Raw genomic sequence first — 16,005 nt, forward strand, 5'->3', positions numbered from 1 at the left:
GTGTTGCCGCGAGAGCATCGATTCTTCGCCAAGCCACCCCTTCACGGCAACACCCCGGGCCACCTGACCTTACGTGGAAGGTGGATCCGTCGGGGCACTTTCACGCCACAGGACGGCCAACAGTTCTTCGGAAAGCGACAATCCGGCCAATGCGCCCCGCACCGCGGCCCGATTGCGCATCAGGAGGCGCCCGCCCGGCGGCGGTACGAGCAGGCGCGCGCCCGGCGCACCGGCCGGATCACCGCCGTCGAGCAGACCGGCGACGGCCGGCTGGAGGTCGAGCGGGGCGACGGCGGCCGGTGCTCCGGGGAGCCCCTGCCGGAGCACCCCGGTCAGGGCCCGGCTGAACGACCCCTCGCCGCCCGGCAGTACGGCGTCCCGCCCGCGTCTGCCGGGGGTGTAGCGGCCGATCCGGCCCCAGAGGGGGACCCGCGAGTAGCTGAGCAGCTCGCCGACGCCGTCCTCGCCGCCACCGCGTTCGAGGGCCGACCAGGTGTCCCGGTCCACGACGGCGTCGACCAGCAGCAGCGCCTCCTCCTGGTCGCCGTGGACCATCGCGCTGACCACCCAGTCCCAGGCGAGCCCGCGCCGGTACGCGTTGTCGGCGGTGCTGCCGCCGGTGACCAGGGCCAGCCGCCGCCCGCGCGGATCCGCCACCAACTGGCCGACCAGGCAGACCAGCAGCCACCGGCCCGGCCGCGCGGCCGCCTCCCGCACCGTCGTGAGCATGGTGTTGGCGTCCGCGCCCGGCTCCACCACGGCCACCCGGCAGCCCGCCGATCCGGCGTCGAAGCACATCCCGGGCAGCACGTCGGCGAGCAGCCGGGCGCCGTCCGCCGCGAGCGCCGAACCGCCGAAGCCGCGGTCCGGCCCGCCGTCCGCCCCGATCACCACAAGGTCGACCCCACTGGCCACCCGCACCGCCCCCTCCTCGCCGGCCCCGGGAACCCGGGACCGCCCGCCGCGCCCGTGTACCGCCGCGGCCCCTGTCCTGCCCTGTCCTGCGTGCGCCGCCGGGCCCGCCCGGCCCCGGTCGCCGGGTGCCGCCCGTGCCGGCGGCACGTTCCACCCGCCGCCGGACAAGCTACCGCCCCGGGCCGCGGCGACGGGGCTCCCGGCCCGGCCGCTCCGGGACCATGGGCCCTATCGGCCGCACACCGGCGGGGGCACGATCGGACCCATGGACCGTGACGACCGGGTGGAGACCCTGTGCGAGGCCGAGTGCCTTCGGCTGCTCAGCACCGTGCCCGTCGGACGCGTGGTGTACACCGAGCACGCGCTGCCGGCCGTGCTGCCGGTCTCCTTCGACGTCACGCCGGACGGGCGGCTGCTGCTGGCGGTGCGCCGGAGCAGCACCACCGCGCGCGGGCTGGACGGCACCGTCGTCGCCTTCCAGGCCGACCGGCTGGACGCGGTCACCCGGACCGGCTGGAGCGTCCTGGTGCACGGCCGGGCGGACGTGGTGCGCGACCCGGAGCTGGTCCGCCGGGCACTGCGCAGCGGGCTGCGCCCCTGGGTCGGCGATCCCGACCCGATGTTCGTCGCACTGGTGCCCGAGCTCGTGGGCGGCCGCCGACTGCTGCCCGCCGGCCGCACGGTGCAGCGGTCCTAGGGGTCTGCTCGTCCGACCGGCCCGAAGCTCACCGGACCGGTGACCGGCCCGCCGTGGACGGCGGAGCGCCCGCCGTGGACGGCCCCCTGACAGGTGACCGGCGAGTAGGCATACTCTCCCGGAGTTCCCCCACCTCCGCCTGCCACCAGGAGCGCACCGTGACGACCTTCGCCTCCCTCGCCGACCTGACCGCCGCCGTCGGCACCGAACTCGGCACCAGCCGGTGGCACACCGTCGAGCAGGAGCGGATCGACCTGTTCGCCCAGGCCACCGGCGACCACCAGTGGATCCACGTCGACCCGGAGCGGGCGAAGGAGAGCCGGTTCGGCTCGACCATCGCGCACGGGTACCTCACGCTCTCGATGATCCCGGTGCTGGCCAAGGAGTGCTACAGCGTGGAGGGCGTCCGGATGGCGCTGAACTACGGCTCCGAGAAGGTGCGCTTCCCGGCTCCGGTGCCGGTCGGCACCGCGCTGCGGGCCACCGCCGAGCTGGTCTCCGCGACCGAGGTGCCCGGCGGCGTCCAGGCGGTCGTCCGGTTCACCATCACCAGCGCGGAGAGCGAGAAGCCGCACTGTGTCGCCGAGACGATCACCCGCTTCTACGCCTGAGCCCGGGGGCCGGCCCGGGCCTCCCGCGCGTGCCGTTCGGCCCGGCGTACGCCGAACGGCACGCGTGGGGCCGTCCACCGGGTCCGGACCGCCCACTGCGAGTAACCTCCGACGAGATGGTCGTCGTACCGCTTCGGTCTCACCGCCGTGGGTACGCGCCCCGGCATGCCCGGTAGCCGCAGCCGCCCTTGGAGGTGCCGTGCCCCGCCCCGTCCCGTGGTTCTCCCGCGTCGCCGCTCTGGCCTCGCAGTTCTCCGTCCCCTCAGCGACCACGACGGCCCCGGGCCTGGCCGGACTCCCCCGCGCGGCCTGGCAGCGGGTCCGGACGGACGCCTTCGGGGCCGACCCGCGGGGCGAGCGGCTGGCCCGGATCCACCGCTCCCCGCAGTTCGCGGACGGCGCGTTCCGCAACCCGCTGCCGACCCGCCGACTGGTGTACGAGCGCAGCCCGCTGGAGATCACCCGCGCCCAGCTCACCGCCGACAAGACCCGCCGGGTGCCGACCGCCGCCGTGCCGCTGCACCGGCTGCTCCCGGTCGACCTGGCCCGGCCCCCCGCGTCCGGACTGCGGCTCAGCTGGCTCGGCCACGCCACCGTGCTGGCCGAGATCGGCGGCCGCCGGGTGCTCTTCGACCCGGTCTGGGGCGAGCGCTGCTCACCGTTCGGCTGGACCGGTCCCAAGCGGCTGCACCCCGTCCCGCTGCCGCTCGCCGAACTCGGCCCGGTGGACGTCGTGGTGGTCTCCCACGACCACTACGACCACCTGGAGATGGCCGCCGTCCGCGCGCTGTCCGCCACCGGCGCGGTCTTCGCCGTCCCGCTCGGGGTCGGCGCGCACCTGGAGCACTGGGGCGTGCCGGCCGACCGGATCGTCGAGCTGGACTGGTGGGAGTCGGCCGAGGTGGCGGGCCTGACGCTGACCGCCACCCCGGCCCGGCACTACTGCAGCCGCGGCCCGCGCACCAGCGCGCTGTTCCTCTGGGCGTCCTGGGTGGTGTCCGGCGGCGGGCACCGACTCTTCCACAGCGGCGACACCGGCTACTTCCCCGGGTTCGCCGAGATCGGCCGCCGGTTCGGGCCCTTCGACGCGACGATGATGCAGGTCGGCGCGTACAGCGACTTCTGGCCCGAGGTGCACATGACGCCCGAGGAGGGCGTCCGGGCCCATCTCGACCTCGGCGGCGAGCTGCTGCTGCCGATCCACTGGTGCACCTTCAACCTGGCGCCGCACCCCTGGGAGGAGCCCGCCGAACGGGTGGTCGCCGCCGCCCAGGCGCTCGGTGCCCGGCTGGCGGTGCCGCGCCCCGGCAAACCCTTCGAGCCGGCGGACCCGCCCGCCCCGCGGCTCTGGTGGCGGGCGGTCGCGGCGCTGCCCCGCGACGACCGCGAACTGCTCGTCCCGGACGGCCTGGCCGGGGCGGCGGGCCACCCCCCGGTCCGCCCCCAGGGCGCCGCGGAGGACGACGGCGTACCCGTCTGAGCCGCGGCGGCCCGGCGTGCCGTCAGCCCGCCGCGCCGTCAGCTGCCGCCGTCAGCTCGCCGCCTCCTGCTTCGCCCGGCGGCGGATCACCCGCCAGGCACCCTGCTGCACCAGCAGCGTCAGCACCCCCGCCACCACGATGCCCAGCATGTTCACCAGCAGCTGCCAGCTGGAGCCCCAGAACTGGTTCAGGTCGCCGTAGCCGAGCGCGACCGCCGCGTTGGCGGCCGCCGGTACGGTGGTCACCGAGATCGCCACGCCGACCAGCATCCCGGCCTTCGCCGAGGTCAGCGAGAGCAGACCGGCGACCCCCGCGAGCAGGGCGACCACGAAGGAGGTCGCGTCCGGCTGCCAGATGAACGAGGTGTTCGGCCGCGCTCCGTCGAAAGCCGCCTGGCTGAACAGCCCGAGGGCGTCCATCAGCAGGGAGAACAGGACGGTCAGCGCCATCGCGACCGCGAAGCCGGCCACCAGCGCGTTCAGCGACCGCAGGGCGGGCCGGGCCCGCCGCTGGACCAGCGCGACGCAGAACCCGGCCAGCGGCCCGAACTCCGGCCCGACGGCCATCGCGCCGACCACCAGGATCGCGCTGTCCAGCACGGCCCCGCACGCGGCCAGCATGGTCGCGACGGTGAGGAAGGCCAGGTAGACGGCGGTGAGGGTGGACTCCTCGTGGGTGATCTCGGAGACCGCCTCCCAGACCAGCGCGTCCGCCCCCTCTCCCGGCGCGAGCCGCTCGGCCTCGTCGGCGGCGGCCGAGAGGGTCAGCGCGACCTCCTCGGCGCTGATCGCCCCGCGCTCGGAGAGCCCGGTCTCCCGCAGCGCCCCAAGCACCTCGTCCGCCGACTCGCGCGCCACGTCGCAGAGCACCACGTCCCCGGCGGGCCGGACGGCGGCGTCCGGCAGGACCACCACATGGGTCACGCCGACGAAGCCGTCCAGGCTGTCGAGGACGGCCTTCCGCAGGTCGTGGGGGACGATCAGGCGCAGATGCAGCACGGGGGCTCCGGGCAGTGGTCTCGGCGAGGAACGGACCGGCTCACCCTAGGGCCTGCCGCCCGGGCCCCGGCCGCCCGGGCCCCGGCCGCCCGGGCCCCTGCCGCCCGGGCCCCGGCGGCCCGGGGCGGGCGGCCGGGGCTCCACGGGTCACCCGGGGCGTCACCCCGCCAGGATGTCGCGCAGGGCGCGGGCCTCCTTCACCAGGCGGGCGGTACCGGGCCGGGCCGCCGCCTCCGTCACCTCGGGGATCGGGCCCCGGGCCGAGCTGCGCCGGGCGCAGTCGGCGGCCAGCGCGACCAGCTCACCGGTGCCCCGGCCCGCGGCGCCCGCCAGCACGGCCGGCAGCGCGGGCGCCAGGACCGACCAGACCGTGCCGTACGCGCCGGTGTCGGCGGCCGCGGTCAGCGCCTGGGCCAGCCGGTTGGGCTTCACCGTGCCCTCGGTGACCAGCTCCCCCAGCTCACGGCCGAGCAGCCCGCCGTCGAGGCACCCGCGGGCGGCGAGGACGAGCAGGGCGTCCACCGCGGCCGTGCGGTCCTCGGGGAAGCGGGCGCCCAGCCCGTACGCCAGCGCCAGGTGGAGCGCGAGACCGGCCGGTCCGCCGGCCTCGGCGAGGACGGGCAGCAGCCCGGCGGCGCCGCGCTGCTCCCGGTCGGCGCCGTCGGCGAACCCGTCGAGCCAGCGGGCGGCCAGCTCCTCCCGGTGGTGCGGCAGGACGGCGGCCCAGTGCGCGGTCGGCTGCCAGAGCCACTCGTCCTGGGCCGACGCCCGCACCACGCTGGGCTCGGTGGCCGCCAGCAGTGCCCGGAACTCGGCGCCCAGCCGCTCGCCGGCCGGGCCCCGCGGGCCCGCCCCGACGCCGGGCTGGGCGACGCAGATCCGCTTGACGCCCTCCCACTGGTGCTCCCGCCGGCGCTCCCAGAAGAACGACCGGGCGCCGGCGTCCCGGGCGGGCGGCGCGAACCGCACCCGTTCGGAGGGCTGGCCCGGCAGACCGCCCTCGCGCAGCCAGCGGGCCGCCCAGCGCCCGGCCGGCGAGGTCAGCCGGTCGGCGGCGGCCAGCACGGCCTCGTCCGCGGTCACGGTGAGCCGCAGCAGCGCCGCGTGCAGATCGGCCTCCCCCGGCTCGACCCCGGCCTCCTGGTAGCGGCCCAGCCGGTCGACCAGGGCCTGCGCCGACAGCGCGCCGGTGGTGTCGGTCGGGGTGGCGAGCAGCAGCGGCGGCCGGTCGGCCATGACCCGCTCGGCCGCCTCGGTCAGCCGGACGGCGAACACGTTGCCGTACACCGTGTTGTGCCCGCCGCGCAGCGGCACCGAGTTCTTGTCCCGGAAGACGGCGCCGCGCAGGCGCGGGTCGGCCGCACCGGCGATCACGGCCGCGACGTACAGCACGTCCTCCGGCCCGCAGTCGTGCCAGCGGCCGAACCCGGTCCACGGGTGCACCCGCAGCACCGGCGCCAGCGCCTCGGCGAGCGCCGCGCGGTCCAGGTGCGCGTGCCGGACGAGACCGTCCAGGGTGCGCTCGAAGTCCGCGACCTCGGGCTGCGCGGCGGCCAGCAGCACGGACAGCTCCTCGGCGACCTCGGCGGCCGTCGCGATCGGCTCGCCCAGCGGCCTCGGCACCGGAGCGGGCGGGAGCAGCTCGCTCCAGCCGGTGTCCGGGTCGTCGCCGCCGACCGGCGCGCCCAACAGCTCGCCCGCGCGGGCGTGGTGGGCCGGGTTCAGCCCCTCGGCGGCGAGGCGCAGGTCGGGCAGCACCGCCTCGCCCGCCGCCCGGAGGTGGCGGGCGACCACGGCGAGGGCCCGCTCCTGGAGGGCGGAGTCGGGGTGGCCGAAGGCCTCGGCGGCCGCCAGCACCACCGGGCCGGCGCGCTCGGGCGAGCGCTTCGCGGCCTTGTCCAGCCAGCCCAGTTGGGCGCGCACCAGCTTCTTCTCGGTCCGGAACAGCACCACCGCCGAGGCCTCCGCCAGCACCTCGGGCTCGACCAGCCCGGCGGCGTCCAGCTCGGACAGCACCTGCTGGGCGTGGCCGGCGATCACCGAGAGCGCGTCCAGCATGGCGACCAGACTCCGGACCTGCTTCGCGTACTCGTCCGGGCTCGGCGCGAGCGCCGCCAGGACGCCCAGGAAGGCCCGCTGGTCACCCGGCTTGCCGCCGCGCACCAGGCGGGCCAGGCAGCGGTCGATCAGCTCGGCGCGGTCCACCCGGCCCTCGGCCGCCAGCGCGGTGAGGGCGGCGGGCCAGGAGTCCCCGGGCCGCTCGGTGCGCCGGTGCTCGAACCGCCAGCCGACATCGGCGAGCTCGAACACCCGGGGCGCCAGCAGCGGAGTGAAGGCGTCCTCGCGGAGGTACTCCAGCAGCGTCCGGCTGCGGTCCCGGCGGCCGTCGCCGGCCCCGACCCGGTCGAGCCACTCGCCGGTGAAGGCCTCGGTGGCCGGCACCGGGCAGCCGGTCCGCCGGACGGTCCGCTCGATCAGCGGGTAGAGGTCCCAGCTCCAGCCCGAGCCGCGGCGGGCCGCCAGCCGGTTGACCACCTCGATCTGCCACTCGACCGGCTGGGCCTCGACGACCGTACCGAGCGCCGGGTGGCGGGCGCAGGAGCGGCCGGCGAAGTCCCGCCCGCCGATCCAGGCGGCGGCGCCGGCCGGCCCGGCGTGGCAGCCTGCGCCGGCCACCAGCACCGCCCCGGCCCGCGCGGTCGCCGCGTTCGACCACTCGCCGCGGAGCTCCTTGCGCAGCTCCTTGAGGGCCGGCAGACAGGCCCGCCGCTCGGCCGGGCCGAGCGCCGCGACCAGCGCCGGCACCTGCGGGGTCCGCCCTTCGCGAACCGCCCGCAGCAACTCCTCGACGCCGCTCACGCGCCCGCCTCCCGCCCGCTCGCGACCCGCTCCCGCACCACGGCGACCGCCAGCGCGTGCTTGCACGGACCGCGCCCGCCCCGGTACTTGGCCCACCAGAGGCAGGTGCAGCTCACCCGGCCCGCCTCGTCCGTGCGCACCCGCTGGTGGTGGTCGTCCACGGTGACCTCGGCGAGCGCGCCGCCCGGCTCCAGCCGTACCGCGCCCGCCGCGACCAGCGCGTGCGCGGCCCGCAGCCGCGGGTTCCGCGCCTCGGCCCGGCCGGCGTCGTACGGCAGCTGGCGGTGGAAGTAGGCGGCCTCGGCGGTGTCGTAGCCGATCTGCCCGGCGGTGCCGAGCCTGGTGAGGGCGGCCCGGACCCGGGCCGGAGTGAGCCCGGACTGCTCGGCGAGTTCGGCGACGTCGATCCGCGGCTCCCAGGCCAGCAGCACCGCGACCAGCTCGGCGTCCTGCTCGGCGGCGCCGGTGGCCAGCGCGCCGAGCACGCCGCCCTCCCCGGAGAAGCCGCGTGAGGCGTCCGGCGAGAGGGTGAGGGTGAGGCGCATGCCGGGCAGCACCACCTCCCAGGCGGAGGCCGCCGGGGCGTCGCCCGCGACCGGGCCGTACACCCGCAGGGCCAGCGCGTGCCGCAGCACCCGCTGGAGCGCCACCAGCCGCTCCGGGCCGGGCAGGCAGACCGCGCCGGGGACGGGCCGGGTGGTCGGGCGCAGCGTCCGGCCGGCCGGGACGACCCAGCCGGCGGCGGACCGGGCCCGCCCGCCGCCGCGCGGCAGCGAGCGCAGGAAGCGGACCGCCTCGGCGGCGGGCAGCTCGGCGCGCAGGTCGAAGGCGGCGGCCGTCACCTGGGTCTCGGCGAAGCCGCGCACCCAGCGCTCGGACAGCGGGACCTTCTTCTCGACGACCGGTCCGTCGAAGGTGGTGACCTCCAGTGCGTCGGGCCCCACCGCGAGGTGCAGCGGCTCGGCCGGACCGATCCGGGTGAGCGCCTCCCGCAGCGGGTTGTTGACGTCGACGTTGGTGGTGCCGTGGCCGATGTCGTCGCCGTCGAGCCCGGCCCGGAGCACGTCGAGTCGGGCGTAGACGCCGCAGCAGCCGGAGAAGGACTCGAAGCGCAGCCGGTCGCCGTTGGCGGTGACCACCGGGTCGAGCGAGGCGCGCAGCAGCGGCTGGTAGTAGCGGGCGGCGGCCACGTCGGCGACCGCGAGCAGCGCGGCGGCGGCCGGGGCCGGGTCGGCCAGGAAGCCCGCGAAGAAGCGCGGGTTGGCGACCGCGCCGAGCGGCGTGGTGCCGCCGGAGGTCTCCAGGGCGAGGCGTGGGCCGTCGGCCCCGTCGAGAACGGCGGACGGGCGCAGATAGGCGTACGCGTGTGCGGCTTGCGTCATGCGGAGCACGCTAGGAGGGGCGACTGACAATCCGTCGGAGAGCGCCCGGGCCGAGGCCGGTACTGGAACAGGTTCTATCAGGCTGCCTCCGGTCCCCGGGTTACCCCGGTCACACCGCCGGACGGCGGCTTCTGCCACTATGTCCCCGTGACCGACCTGACCGAGAAGGAGAGACCGGCCGCCGACACCGCCGGCTCGTTCGCCGAGCTGCTGCGGATCGAGCGGCTGGACGAGAACACGTTCCGGGGGCGCTGCCACGCCGGCGCCCCGATGCGCGCCTTCGGCGGCCAGGTCGCCGCGCAGGCGCTGACCGCCGCCGGGCACACCATCGGCGACGACCGGGACGTGCACTCGCTGCACAGCTACTTCCTGCTCCCCGGGGACCCGTCCCGGCCGATCCGCTACGAGGTCGACCGGGTCCGCCAGGGGATGTCCTACGCCACCCGCCGGGTGACCGCCGTCCAGGGCGGCGAAGCGATCTTCACGCTCTCCGCCTCCTTCAAGCGGCCCGAGCCCGCCGCCGACCGCCACCGGGAGATGCCGGCGCTGCCCGGCCCGGAGGAGCTGCCGGACGCGCTGGCGGGCTGGGACGCCGAGGCCCGCGCCGCGCTGACCCGCACGGGCGGCTTCGGCTCGCTGGACCTGCGGTTCGTCCCGCCGGACGCACCCGGCGTGCCGCCGGCCGTCCCGGGCATGCCGCAGCAGTTCGTCTGGCTGCGCACCGCCTCCCCGCTCCCCGCCGGGGACCGGCTGCTGCACGTCTGCGCGCTGACCTACCTCTCGGACCTCACGCTGGCCTCGACGGCCGGGCTGCACGTCCAGCCGAACTTCTTCCAGCGCACCGAGCCGCCCCGGCTGATCATGGCCTCGCTGGACCACGCGATGTGGTTCCACCGCCCGTTCCGGGCCGACGAGTGGCTGCTGTTCGCCCAGCGCAGCCCCTCCTCCTCGGACGGCCGGGGGCTGTCGCTCGGCGAGTTCTACGACCGGGACGGCCGGCTGGTCGCCTCCGCCGTCCAGGAGGCCCTGATCCGCGACCGGGCACCCCGGGCGCACTGACCCCGGTTCCGCGCCGCCGTCCGCCGTCCGCCGTCCACCGGTGGACGGCGGACGAACGCGGGGCGACCGGTCGGCGTCATACTCCTGAGCGGTTCCGAGCCGTATCATGGTGCGGGTGACCAAGGTTGACCTGTCACCACGACCGGTGGAGGCGATGTCTCCACGTCAGCTCGAACGCCGCGAGTCCCTGATCGCGGCCGCGCTCGCCCTGGTGAACGAGATCGGTGTCGAGCGGCTGCAGATGAAACAGGTCTGCGAGCGGTCCGGAGTCGCCCTCGGGACGGCGTACCGCTACTTCTCCTCCAAGGACCACCTGCTGGCCGCGGCCATCGCCGAGTGGCACCGGCTGCTGCTGGCCGACCTGGTGGCGGAGCTGCGCGGACCGCGGGCCGGGCTGGGGGCCACCGACCGGGTGGTGCGCTTCGTGCGCGGAGGCATGCGCGCCTACCAGCGCCAGCCCGAACTGGCCCGGCTCCGGGTGGCCGTCGCCGCCTCCACCGACCCCTTCGCCAGCGAGGCGCTGCAGGGCATGGCCCGGGCCGACAGCACCGCGCTCCAGGCGGTGATGGCCGAGGTGCCGGCCGCCGCGAGCGACCTGGTGCGGCACATCGTCGGCCACGCCTGGCAGGGCGAGCTGACCGCCTGGGTGACCGGCCGCACCACGCTCGGCGACGCCCGGCGGCGGCTGGAGGACGTGGTGCGGCTGGTGCTGACCCCGTACGAGACGCCGTACGAGACGCCGTACGAGGCCAGCCCCACCGGCTGAGCGGCGTCAGGCGACCGTCACCGGGTGGACCACCACCGCGTCGAACAGGTAGCCCTCGCGGTTGAACACGGACGTCGCGGGCTGGGTGTTGCCGCGGCGGTCGGTCGCGCGCGCCCGCAGCTCGTACGGGCCGGTCCGGTCCGGGCGCCAGTCGAGGCTCCAGCGCGTCCAGTTGTCGGCGCGCGGCTCGTCCCGCAGCTCGGCGCGGTGCCAGCGCCGGCCGCCGTCGGTGCTCACCTCGACCCGGCGGACCGGCGCCGCGCCCGACCAGGAGCGTCCGTACAGGCGGTGCTCGCGGCCCGCCGCCAGCACCGCGTCACGGGCGAGTTCGAAGGCGCTCTTCACCACCTGGGTGGTGACCGGCGCACTTCCGCCGGCCGGGTAGTCAGGACCGAACATCCGGTAGAAGTCGGTGTTCCAGGGCGAGTACAGCGGCTGGTCGGCGACCTCGATCGAGCCGACCCACTTGATCGAGGCGATCCCGATCCAGCCCGGCACCACCAGCCGCAGGGGCGCACCGTGGTCGGGCGTCAGCGGTTCGCCGTTCATCTCGTAGGCGAGCAGCACGTCGTCCAGCGCCTTCGCGACCGGCAGCGGGCGGCGCACCCGGCCGAAGTCGACGCCACCGCTCACGTACGCCGGGTCGAGGCCGCTGGGCAGCACGTCCACCGCGTCCCGGGTCAGCCCGGCCCGGTGCAGCACCTCGGCCAGCCGCACGCCGCGCCACTGGGCGGAGCCGACCCCGCCGAGCGTCCAGGGGGTGCCGGGCACGGGCTGGTTCTGCTGGGTGGCGTAGAAGCTGCGGCCGTTGCCGGCGCACTCGATCAGGGCGCTGATCCTGGTCGAGGGCAGGGCGCGCAGGTCCGCCAGGCCGAACTCGACCGGCCGCCCGGCGTCCGGGCCGCCGCGCAGGCCGCTGCCGAAGAGCCGCAGCCGCCAGCTGTCGGCGTCGATGACCGGGGTGCTGGTGTGGTTACGGACGAAGAACCGCTCCACCGGGACGTGCCGGCCGATCGCGCCCTCCGCGTCGCGCAGCGCGTCCCAACGCATCTCGGCGTTGGTCCCGCGCGGGAGGAACCACTCGGCGGGCAGCGGCTTCACGATGCCGGGCACGGGGGACACCGTACCCGCGAGGGCCGTGGGCGGCTCGGCAAGCGCTCCCGGCGCGGCGGTCGCGGTCCGCGCCCGGGCGCGGTCCGGGACGACCAGCCCGCCGGCGGCGGGCGCGGCGAGCACCCCGGCGGCGGTGAGCATCCGCAGCAGGGTCCGGCGCTCGACGCCGTCGGCGCGGGCCTCGCCGGCCGACCACTGCCGGCGGCGGAGCCGGTCGTAGGCGGCCTCGCCGGGGATCGGGCTCGCGGGGGTGGTCCGAAGGGGGTTCGCGGTGGGCACGGGCACACTTCCGTTCGGTTGCGGCGGACGGTCGGGCGGGCCGCGCGGCCGGGCGGGGACGGGGGCGCCGACGGCGCGGGTCCGCTCCGGCCCGGCGCGGGGCGCGCGGGCGGGGCTCAGCGACAGCGGTCGGTACGTCTGGCGCGGCGGGCGACGGCCCGGCGGGCAGCGGCGCTCCGGACCGGGGCGGCGGTCCGCCCGGTCGGTCTCGCGGCGCTCGGGCCTCCGGTCACGCCCGGATCATACGATCGCGAACCGTGTCGCGTCCGCCGATCCCGCCGATCGACGCCGCGCGGACGGTTCGGTCCGCACCGGATTTGACCTTCACACCGGTGTGAACTCCTAGCGTGCCGGTCACCGAGCCATCCAGGTGAACAGGAGCCCCGCCATGACCGAGCCGTCCCCCGCCACCCCGCCCGCGCTGGCCCGGATCGTCCGGGGCTCCGGCCCGGGCCTGCTGCTCGCGCACGGCGCCGGCGGCAGCGCCCGGGACAACTGGGGGCCGCTGCTGGACGACCTCGCCACCCACCGCACCGTCGTCGCACCCGACTTCCCCGGCTCCGGCGACACCCCGTTCGAGCCGGCCGGGCCCTCGCTCGACGAGCTGGCGGACCGGCTGGTCGCCGCCGCCGTCGAGGAGGGCCTGGAGAGCTTCGACCTGGCCGGGTACTCGCTCGGGGCCGCCGTCGCCGTCCGCGCCGCCACCCGGCACCCGGCCCGGGTCCGCTCGCTGCTGCTGCTCGCCGGGGTGGCCGGCGGCGACCACCGGCTCCGGCTCACCGCCGAGCTGGCGGCCGGCCTGGCCGACCACCCGGAGCTGCTGGCCCGCTTCGTGCTCGCGGTCGCCTTCGGCGAGACCTGGGTCGACGCGCTCACCGCCGAGCAGCTCGCGGACCTGCGCGCCGCCCTGCGCGCCCCCGTCCCGGCCGGCTACCGCCAGCAGTTCGGCCTGGCCGGCCGGGTGGACGTGCGCGGCGACCTGGCCCGGGTCACCGTGCCGACGCTGGTGATCAGCACCACCGAGGACATGCTGGTCGCGCCGAGCCAGCACCGCGCCCTGGCCGAAGGCATCCCGGGCGCCCGGCTGGTCGAACTCGCCAGTGGCCACCTCCCGGTGGTCGAGCGCCTGCCCGAACTGCGCGCGCTGCTGCTGAACTTCGTGACCGGTCGGCCGGCGTAGCGACGGCCCCGCCGCGTCCGGGCCGGGAACAGCCCGGCCCGGACGGGCGTTCGCCCGGTCATGCGCATCGGAGAACTCGCCCGCCTGACCGGGGTGTCCACCCGCCTGCTGCGGTACTACGGGGAGCAGGGGCTGCTCGAACCGGACCGGTCGGCCGCCGGCTACCGCGAGTACCGCGAGGGCGACCAGATCCGGGTGCGGCAGATCCGCGGCCTGCTCGCGGCGGGCCTGTCCACCCGGGTGATCGCCGAGATCCTGCCGTGCGCGAGCGGCCCCGTCCCGGCCCTGGAGGCCTGCCCCGACCTGCTTGCCACCCTCCGCGGCGAGCTGGCCGAACTCGACACCCGGATCGCCGAGCTGACCCGCAGCCGGCAGGCCCTGGCCGGGTACCTGGACACCGCCGCCCCGACTACCGGGCCCTCCGCCCGCGCGTACGCCGCCGCCTGACGACCCGCGGCCCGGCGCGCCGATCGTCGCCCGCCGCCCCGACCACCGGGCCCTCCGCCCGCGCGTACGCCGCCGCCTGACGACCCGCGGCCCGGCGCGCCGATCCTCGCCCTGACGGCCCGTCCGGTCCCCTCTCCCCGGCGTGCCCTCCCCCCGGCATCCCCGAGGACTGGACATAGTACGACATGTATCCATTTTCCGATCGTGTCGCCGACCGTCCAGTACGCCAGGAGAGGGACCTTCATGAGCAGCCAGCCACCAGGCCCGGACGAACCCGCCGCGACCCTCCCCGTCGACCGGACGGTGTTCGGCGTCAGTGCCGTGCTGGTGCTGGGGGTGGTCGCCTGGGGCGTCTTCGCCGAGGACTCGCTCGGCCGGACGTCCGACACCGCGCTCGGCTGGGTGCTGCACAACTTCGGCTGGCTGTTCGTGGTCGCCGCCGACGTCTTCCTGGTGCTCACCGTCCTGCTCGCGTTCAGCCGCTTCGGCCGGATCCGGCTCGGCCGCGACGACGACGAGCCGGAGTTCTCCACCCTCGCCTGGGTCGCGATGATGTTCAGCGCCGGCATGGGCATCGGCCTCATGTTCTACGGCGTCGGCGAACCGCTCCAGCTCTACGCCGCGCCGCAGCCCGGCTCCGGCCTGGAGCCGCAGAGCCCGGCCGCCGCCCAGCAGGCGCTGGAGTCCTCGCTCTTCCACTGGACCCTGCACCCCTGGGCGATCTACGCGGTCGGCGGCCTGGCGCTCGCCTACACCACCTTCCGCAAGGGCCGGGGCAACCGGATCTCCGCCGCCTTCGTCCCGCTGATCGGCGAACGCGGCGCGAACGGCTGGCCCGGCCGGGCGATCGACCTGCTGGCGGTGTTCGCGACCGTCTTCGGCTCGGCGACCAGCCTCGGCCTGGGCGCCCTCCAGGTGGCGGACGGCCTCGGCTTCATCTCCTCCGTCGAGAACACCGAACGCACCCAGCTGGTCATCATCGGCTCGCTGACCGCCGCCTTCGTCCTCTCCGCCTTCTCCGGCGTGCACAAGGGCGTCAAGTGGCTCTCCACCTCGAACGTCGTGCTGGCCTCGCTGATCATGCTCTTCGTCTTCGTGTTCGGCCCGTCGGTCTTCGTCCTGGACGCGATCCCGTCCACCGTCGGCGGCTACCTCTCCGACCTGGTCGCCATGTCGACCCAGACCGGCGCCTTCACCGACGAGAGCTGGCTCGGCTCCTGGACGATCTTCTACTGGGCCTGGTGGCTCTCCTGGGCGCCGTTCGTCGGCACCTTCATCGCCCGCATCTCGCGCGGCCGGACCATCCGGCAGTTCCTCACCGGCGTGCTGCTGGTCCCCAGTGGGGCGACGGTGGTCTGGTTCTGCGTGATGGGCGGGACGGCGATCCGGCTGAACTCCACCGGCGAGGCCGACCTGGTGGCCACCATCCCCCAGGGCGCCGAGGCCTCGCTGTTCGAGATGCTGCGCTCGCTCCCGCTCGGCTCGGTGACCAGCGTGATCGCGGTCCTGCTGGTGATGACCTTCTTCATCACCAGTGCCGACTCCGCCTCGCTCGTGCTCGGCTCGCTCTCCAGCCGGGGCTCGCTGCACCCGCGCACCTGGCTGGTGGTGGTCTGGGGCGTGCTGATGGGCGGGGTCGCCGCCGCGCTGCTGCTGGCCGGCGGGCTCACCGCGCTGCAGAACGCCACCATCCTGGTCGCGCTGCCGTTCGTGGTGGTGATGCTGCTGCTCTGCGTCGCCCTGGTGAAGGAGCTGCGCGAGGATCCGGCGGCCGGGCCCTCGCGGTTCCACGCCGCGCACGGCCTGCGGGACGCCGTCCGGGTGGCCGTCGGCGAGGCGATGGCCGACGCCCGGCGGGGGCCGCGACCGCCGTCCCGGTGACCGCCCCGGATCCGCCCCGCCCCGGGGCGGGGCGGATCCGGCACGAACCGACGCTTGGCCCCCATCCGGACTTCACCCGCGCGTACCGCTCGTTCACGCCGCCCTGGAACGCTCCCTGTCATGAACGCCAACCCTCCGGCGACCCTCCAGGATCCGCGCTTCCCGCTCCCGCAGCGCCACCGCCGCTTCCTGGCCTGTGCCGCTGTTCTCGCCTCCATCGCCCTCGGCACGCTCGGTGTGGGAGCCACCGTCGAAGCCGCCCAGCACGGCCCGCTCACGGCGGCCACCGCCCGACGATGACCCGCTGATCCCGCCGCCCTCCGCGCCCGACCCCAGG

14 protein-coding genes are annotated in these 16,005 nt (G+C 76.3%); 9 read left to right on the forward strand and 5 right to left on the reverse strand.

Annotation, left to right across the window (positions count from 1 at the left end; translation table 11 throughout):
* Positions 1-69: 69 nt before the first annotated feature.
* Entirely contained in the window at positions 70-921 is an 852-nt protein-coding gene (locus ACIF6L_RS09960) for a hypothetical protein (RefSeq protein ID WP_396487729.1), read from the reverse strand.
* Positions 922-1,180: 259 nt separating this feature from the next.
* Here ACIF6L_RS09960 and ACIF6L_RS09965 point away from each other — a divergent pair, with 259 nt between their 5' ends.
* The 3 genes from ACIF6L_RS09965 (at position 1,181) to ACIF6L_RS09975 (ending at position 3,703) form a co-directional block, all read left to right on the forward strand.
* Positions 1,181-1,612: a pyridoxamine 5'-phosphate oxidase family protein gene (locus ACIF6L_RS09965; protein ID WP_329490641.1), complete on the forward strand. Its 432-nt coding sequence runs from the start codon at positions 1,181-1,183 to the stop codon at positions 1,610-1,612.
* 158 nt (positions 1,613-1,770) lie between these two features.
* Complete coding sequence (locus ACIF6L_RS09970; protein WP_329490640.1) at positions 1,771-2,223, forward strand: MaoC family dehydratase; 453 nt, start codon at positions 1,771-1,773, stop codon at positions 2,221-2,223.
* A gap of 286 nt (positions 2,224-2,509) precedes the next feature.
* Complete coding sequence (locus tag ACIF6L_RS09975) at positions 2,510-3,703, forward strand: MBL fold metallo-hydrolase (protein WP_359809959.1); 1,194 nt, start codon at positions 2,510-2,512, stop codon at positions 3,701-3,703.
* Between the two features lie 51 nt (positions 3,704-3,754).
* On the opposite strand, the gene ACIF6L_RS09980 is transcribed toward ACIF6L_RS09975, so the two are convergent.
* The 3 genes from ACIF6L_RS09980 to ACIF6L_RS09990 form a co-directional block, all read right to left on the reverse strand.
* Positions 3,755-4,702: a DUF389 domain-containing protein gene (locus tag ACIF6L_RS09980; protein WP_359809908.1), complete on the reverse strand. Its 948-nt coding sequence runs from the start codon at positions 4,700-4,702 to the stop codon at positions 3,755-3,757.
* A gap of 159 nt (positions 4,703-4,861) precedes the next feature.
* A complete protein-coding gene (locus tag ACIF6L_RS09985; protein ID WP_396487731.1) occupies positions 4,862-7,561 on the reverse strand; it encodes a DUF6493 family protein in 2,700 nt (899 codons plus the stop codon).
* A complete protein-coding gene (locus ACIF6L_RS09990; RefSeq protein WP_396487733.1) occupies positions 7,558-8,943 on the reverse strand; it encodes an SWIM zinc finger family protein in 1,386 nt (461 codons plus the stop codon). Before ACIF6L_RS09990 ends, ACIF6L_RS09985 begins: the two co-directional genes overlap by 4 nt.
* 147 nt (positions 8,944-9,090) lie before the next feature.
* Here ACIF6L_RS09990 and ACIF6L_RS09995 point away from each other — a divergent pair, with 147 nt between their 5' ends.
* The gene (locus ACIF6L_RS09995; RefSeq protein ID WP_329490636.1) at positions 9,091-10,002 is read left to right on the forward strand and encodes an acyl-CoA thioesterase II; all 912 of its coding nucleotides are present in this window, start codon (positions 9,091-9,093) and stop codon (positions 10,000-10,002) included.
* A gap of 115 nt (positions 10,003-10,117) precedes the next feature.
* Positions 10,118-10,768, forward strand: coding sequence for a TetR/AcrR family transcriptional regulator (locus ACIF6L_RS10000; RefSeq protein WP_396487735.1), 651 nt, complete (start codon positions 10,118-10,120; stop codon positions 10,766-10,768).
* A 6-nt stretch (positions 10,769-10,774) separates the two neighbouring features.
* On the opposite strand, the gene ACIF6L_RS10005 is transcribed toward ACIF6L_RS10000, so the two are convergent.
* Positions 10,775-12,160, reverse strand: a complete 1,386-nt coding sequence (locus tag ACIF6L_RS10005; RefSeq protein WP_396487737.1) for a sulfite oxidase — start codon at positions 12,158-12,160, stop codon at positions 10,775-10,777.
* A 388-nt stretch (positions 12,161-12,548) separates the two neighbouring features.
* Here ACIF6L_RS10005 and ACIF6L_RS10010 point away from each other — a divergent pair, with 388 nt between their 5' ends.
* The 4 genes from ACIF6L_RS10010 (at position 12,549) to ACIF6L_RS10025 (ending at position 15,968) form a co-directional block, all read left to right on the forward strand.
* Positions 12,549-13,340, forward strand: coding sequence for an alpha/beta fold hydrolase (locus tag ACIF6L_RS10010; RefSeq protein ID WP_396487739.1), 792 nt, complete (start codon positions 12,549-12,551; stop codon positions 13,338-13,340).
* Between the two features lie 60 nt (positions 13,341-13,400).
* Positions 13,401-13,787, forward strand: coding sequence for a MerR family transcriptional regulator (locus ACIF6L_RS10015; protein WP_329490632.1), 387 nt, complete (start codon positions 13,401-13,403; stop codon positions 13,785-13,787).
* A 243-nt stretch (positions 13,788-14,030) separates the two neighbouring features.
* A complete protein-coding gene (locus ACIF6L_RS10020; protein WP_396487741.1) occupies positions 14,031-15,668 on the forward strand; it encodes a BCCT family transporter in 1,638 nt (545 codons plus the stop codon).
* A 120-nt stretch (positions 15,669-15,788) separates the two neighbouring features.
* Positions 15,789-15,968, forward strand: a complete 180-nt coding sequence (locus ACIF6L_RS10025; protein ID WP_352294182.1) for a hypothetical protein — start codon at positions 15,789-15,791, stop codon at positions 15,966-15,968.
* Positions 15,969-16,005: the final 37 nt, after the last annotated feature.

The sequence above is a fragment of the Kitasatospora sp. NPDC086009 genome, assembly GCF_044540385.1.
Taxonomy (GTDB): Bacteria; Actinomycetota; Actinomycetes; order Streptomycetales; family Streptomycetaceae; genus Kitasatospora.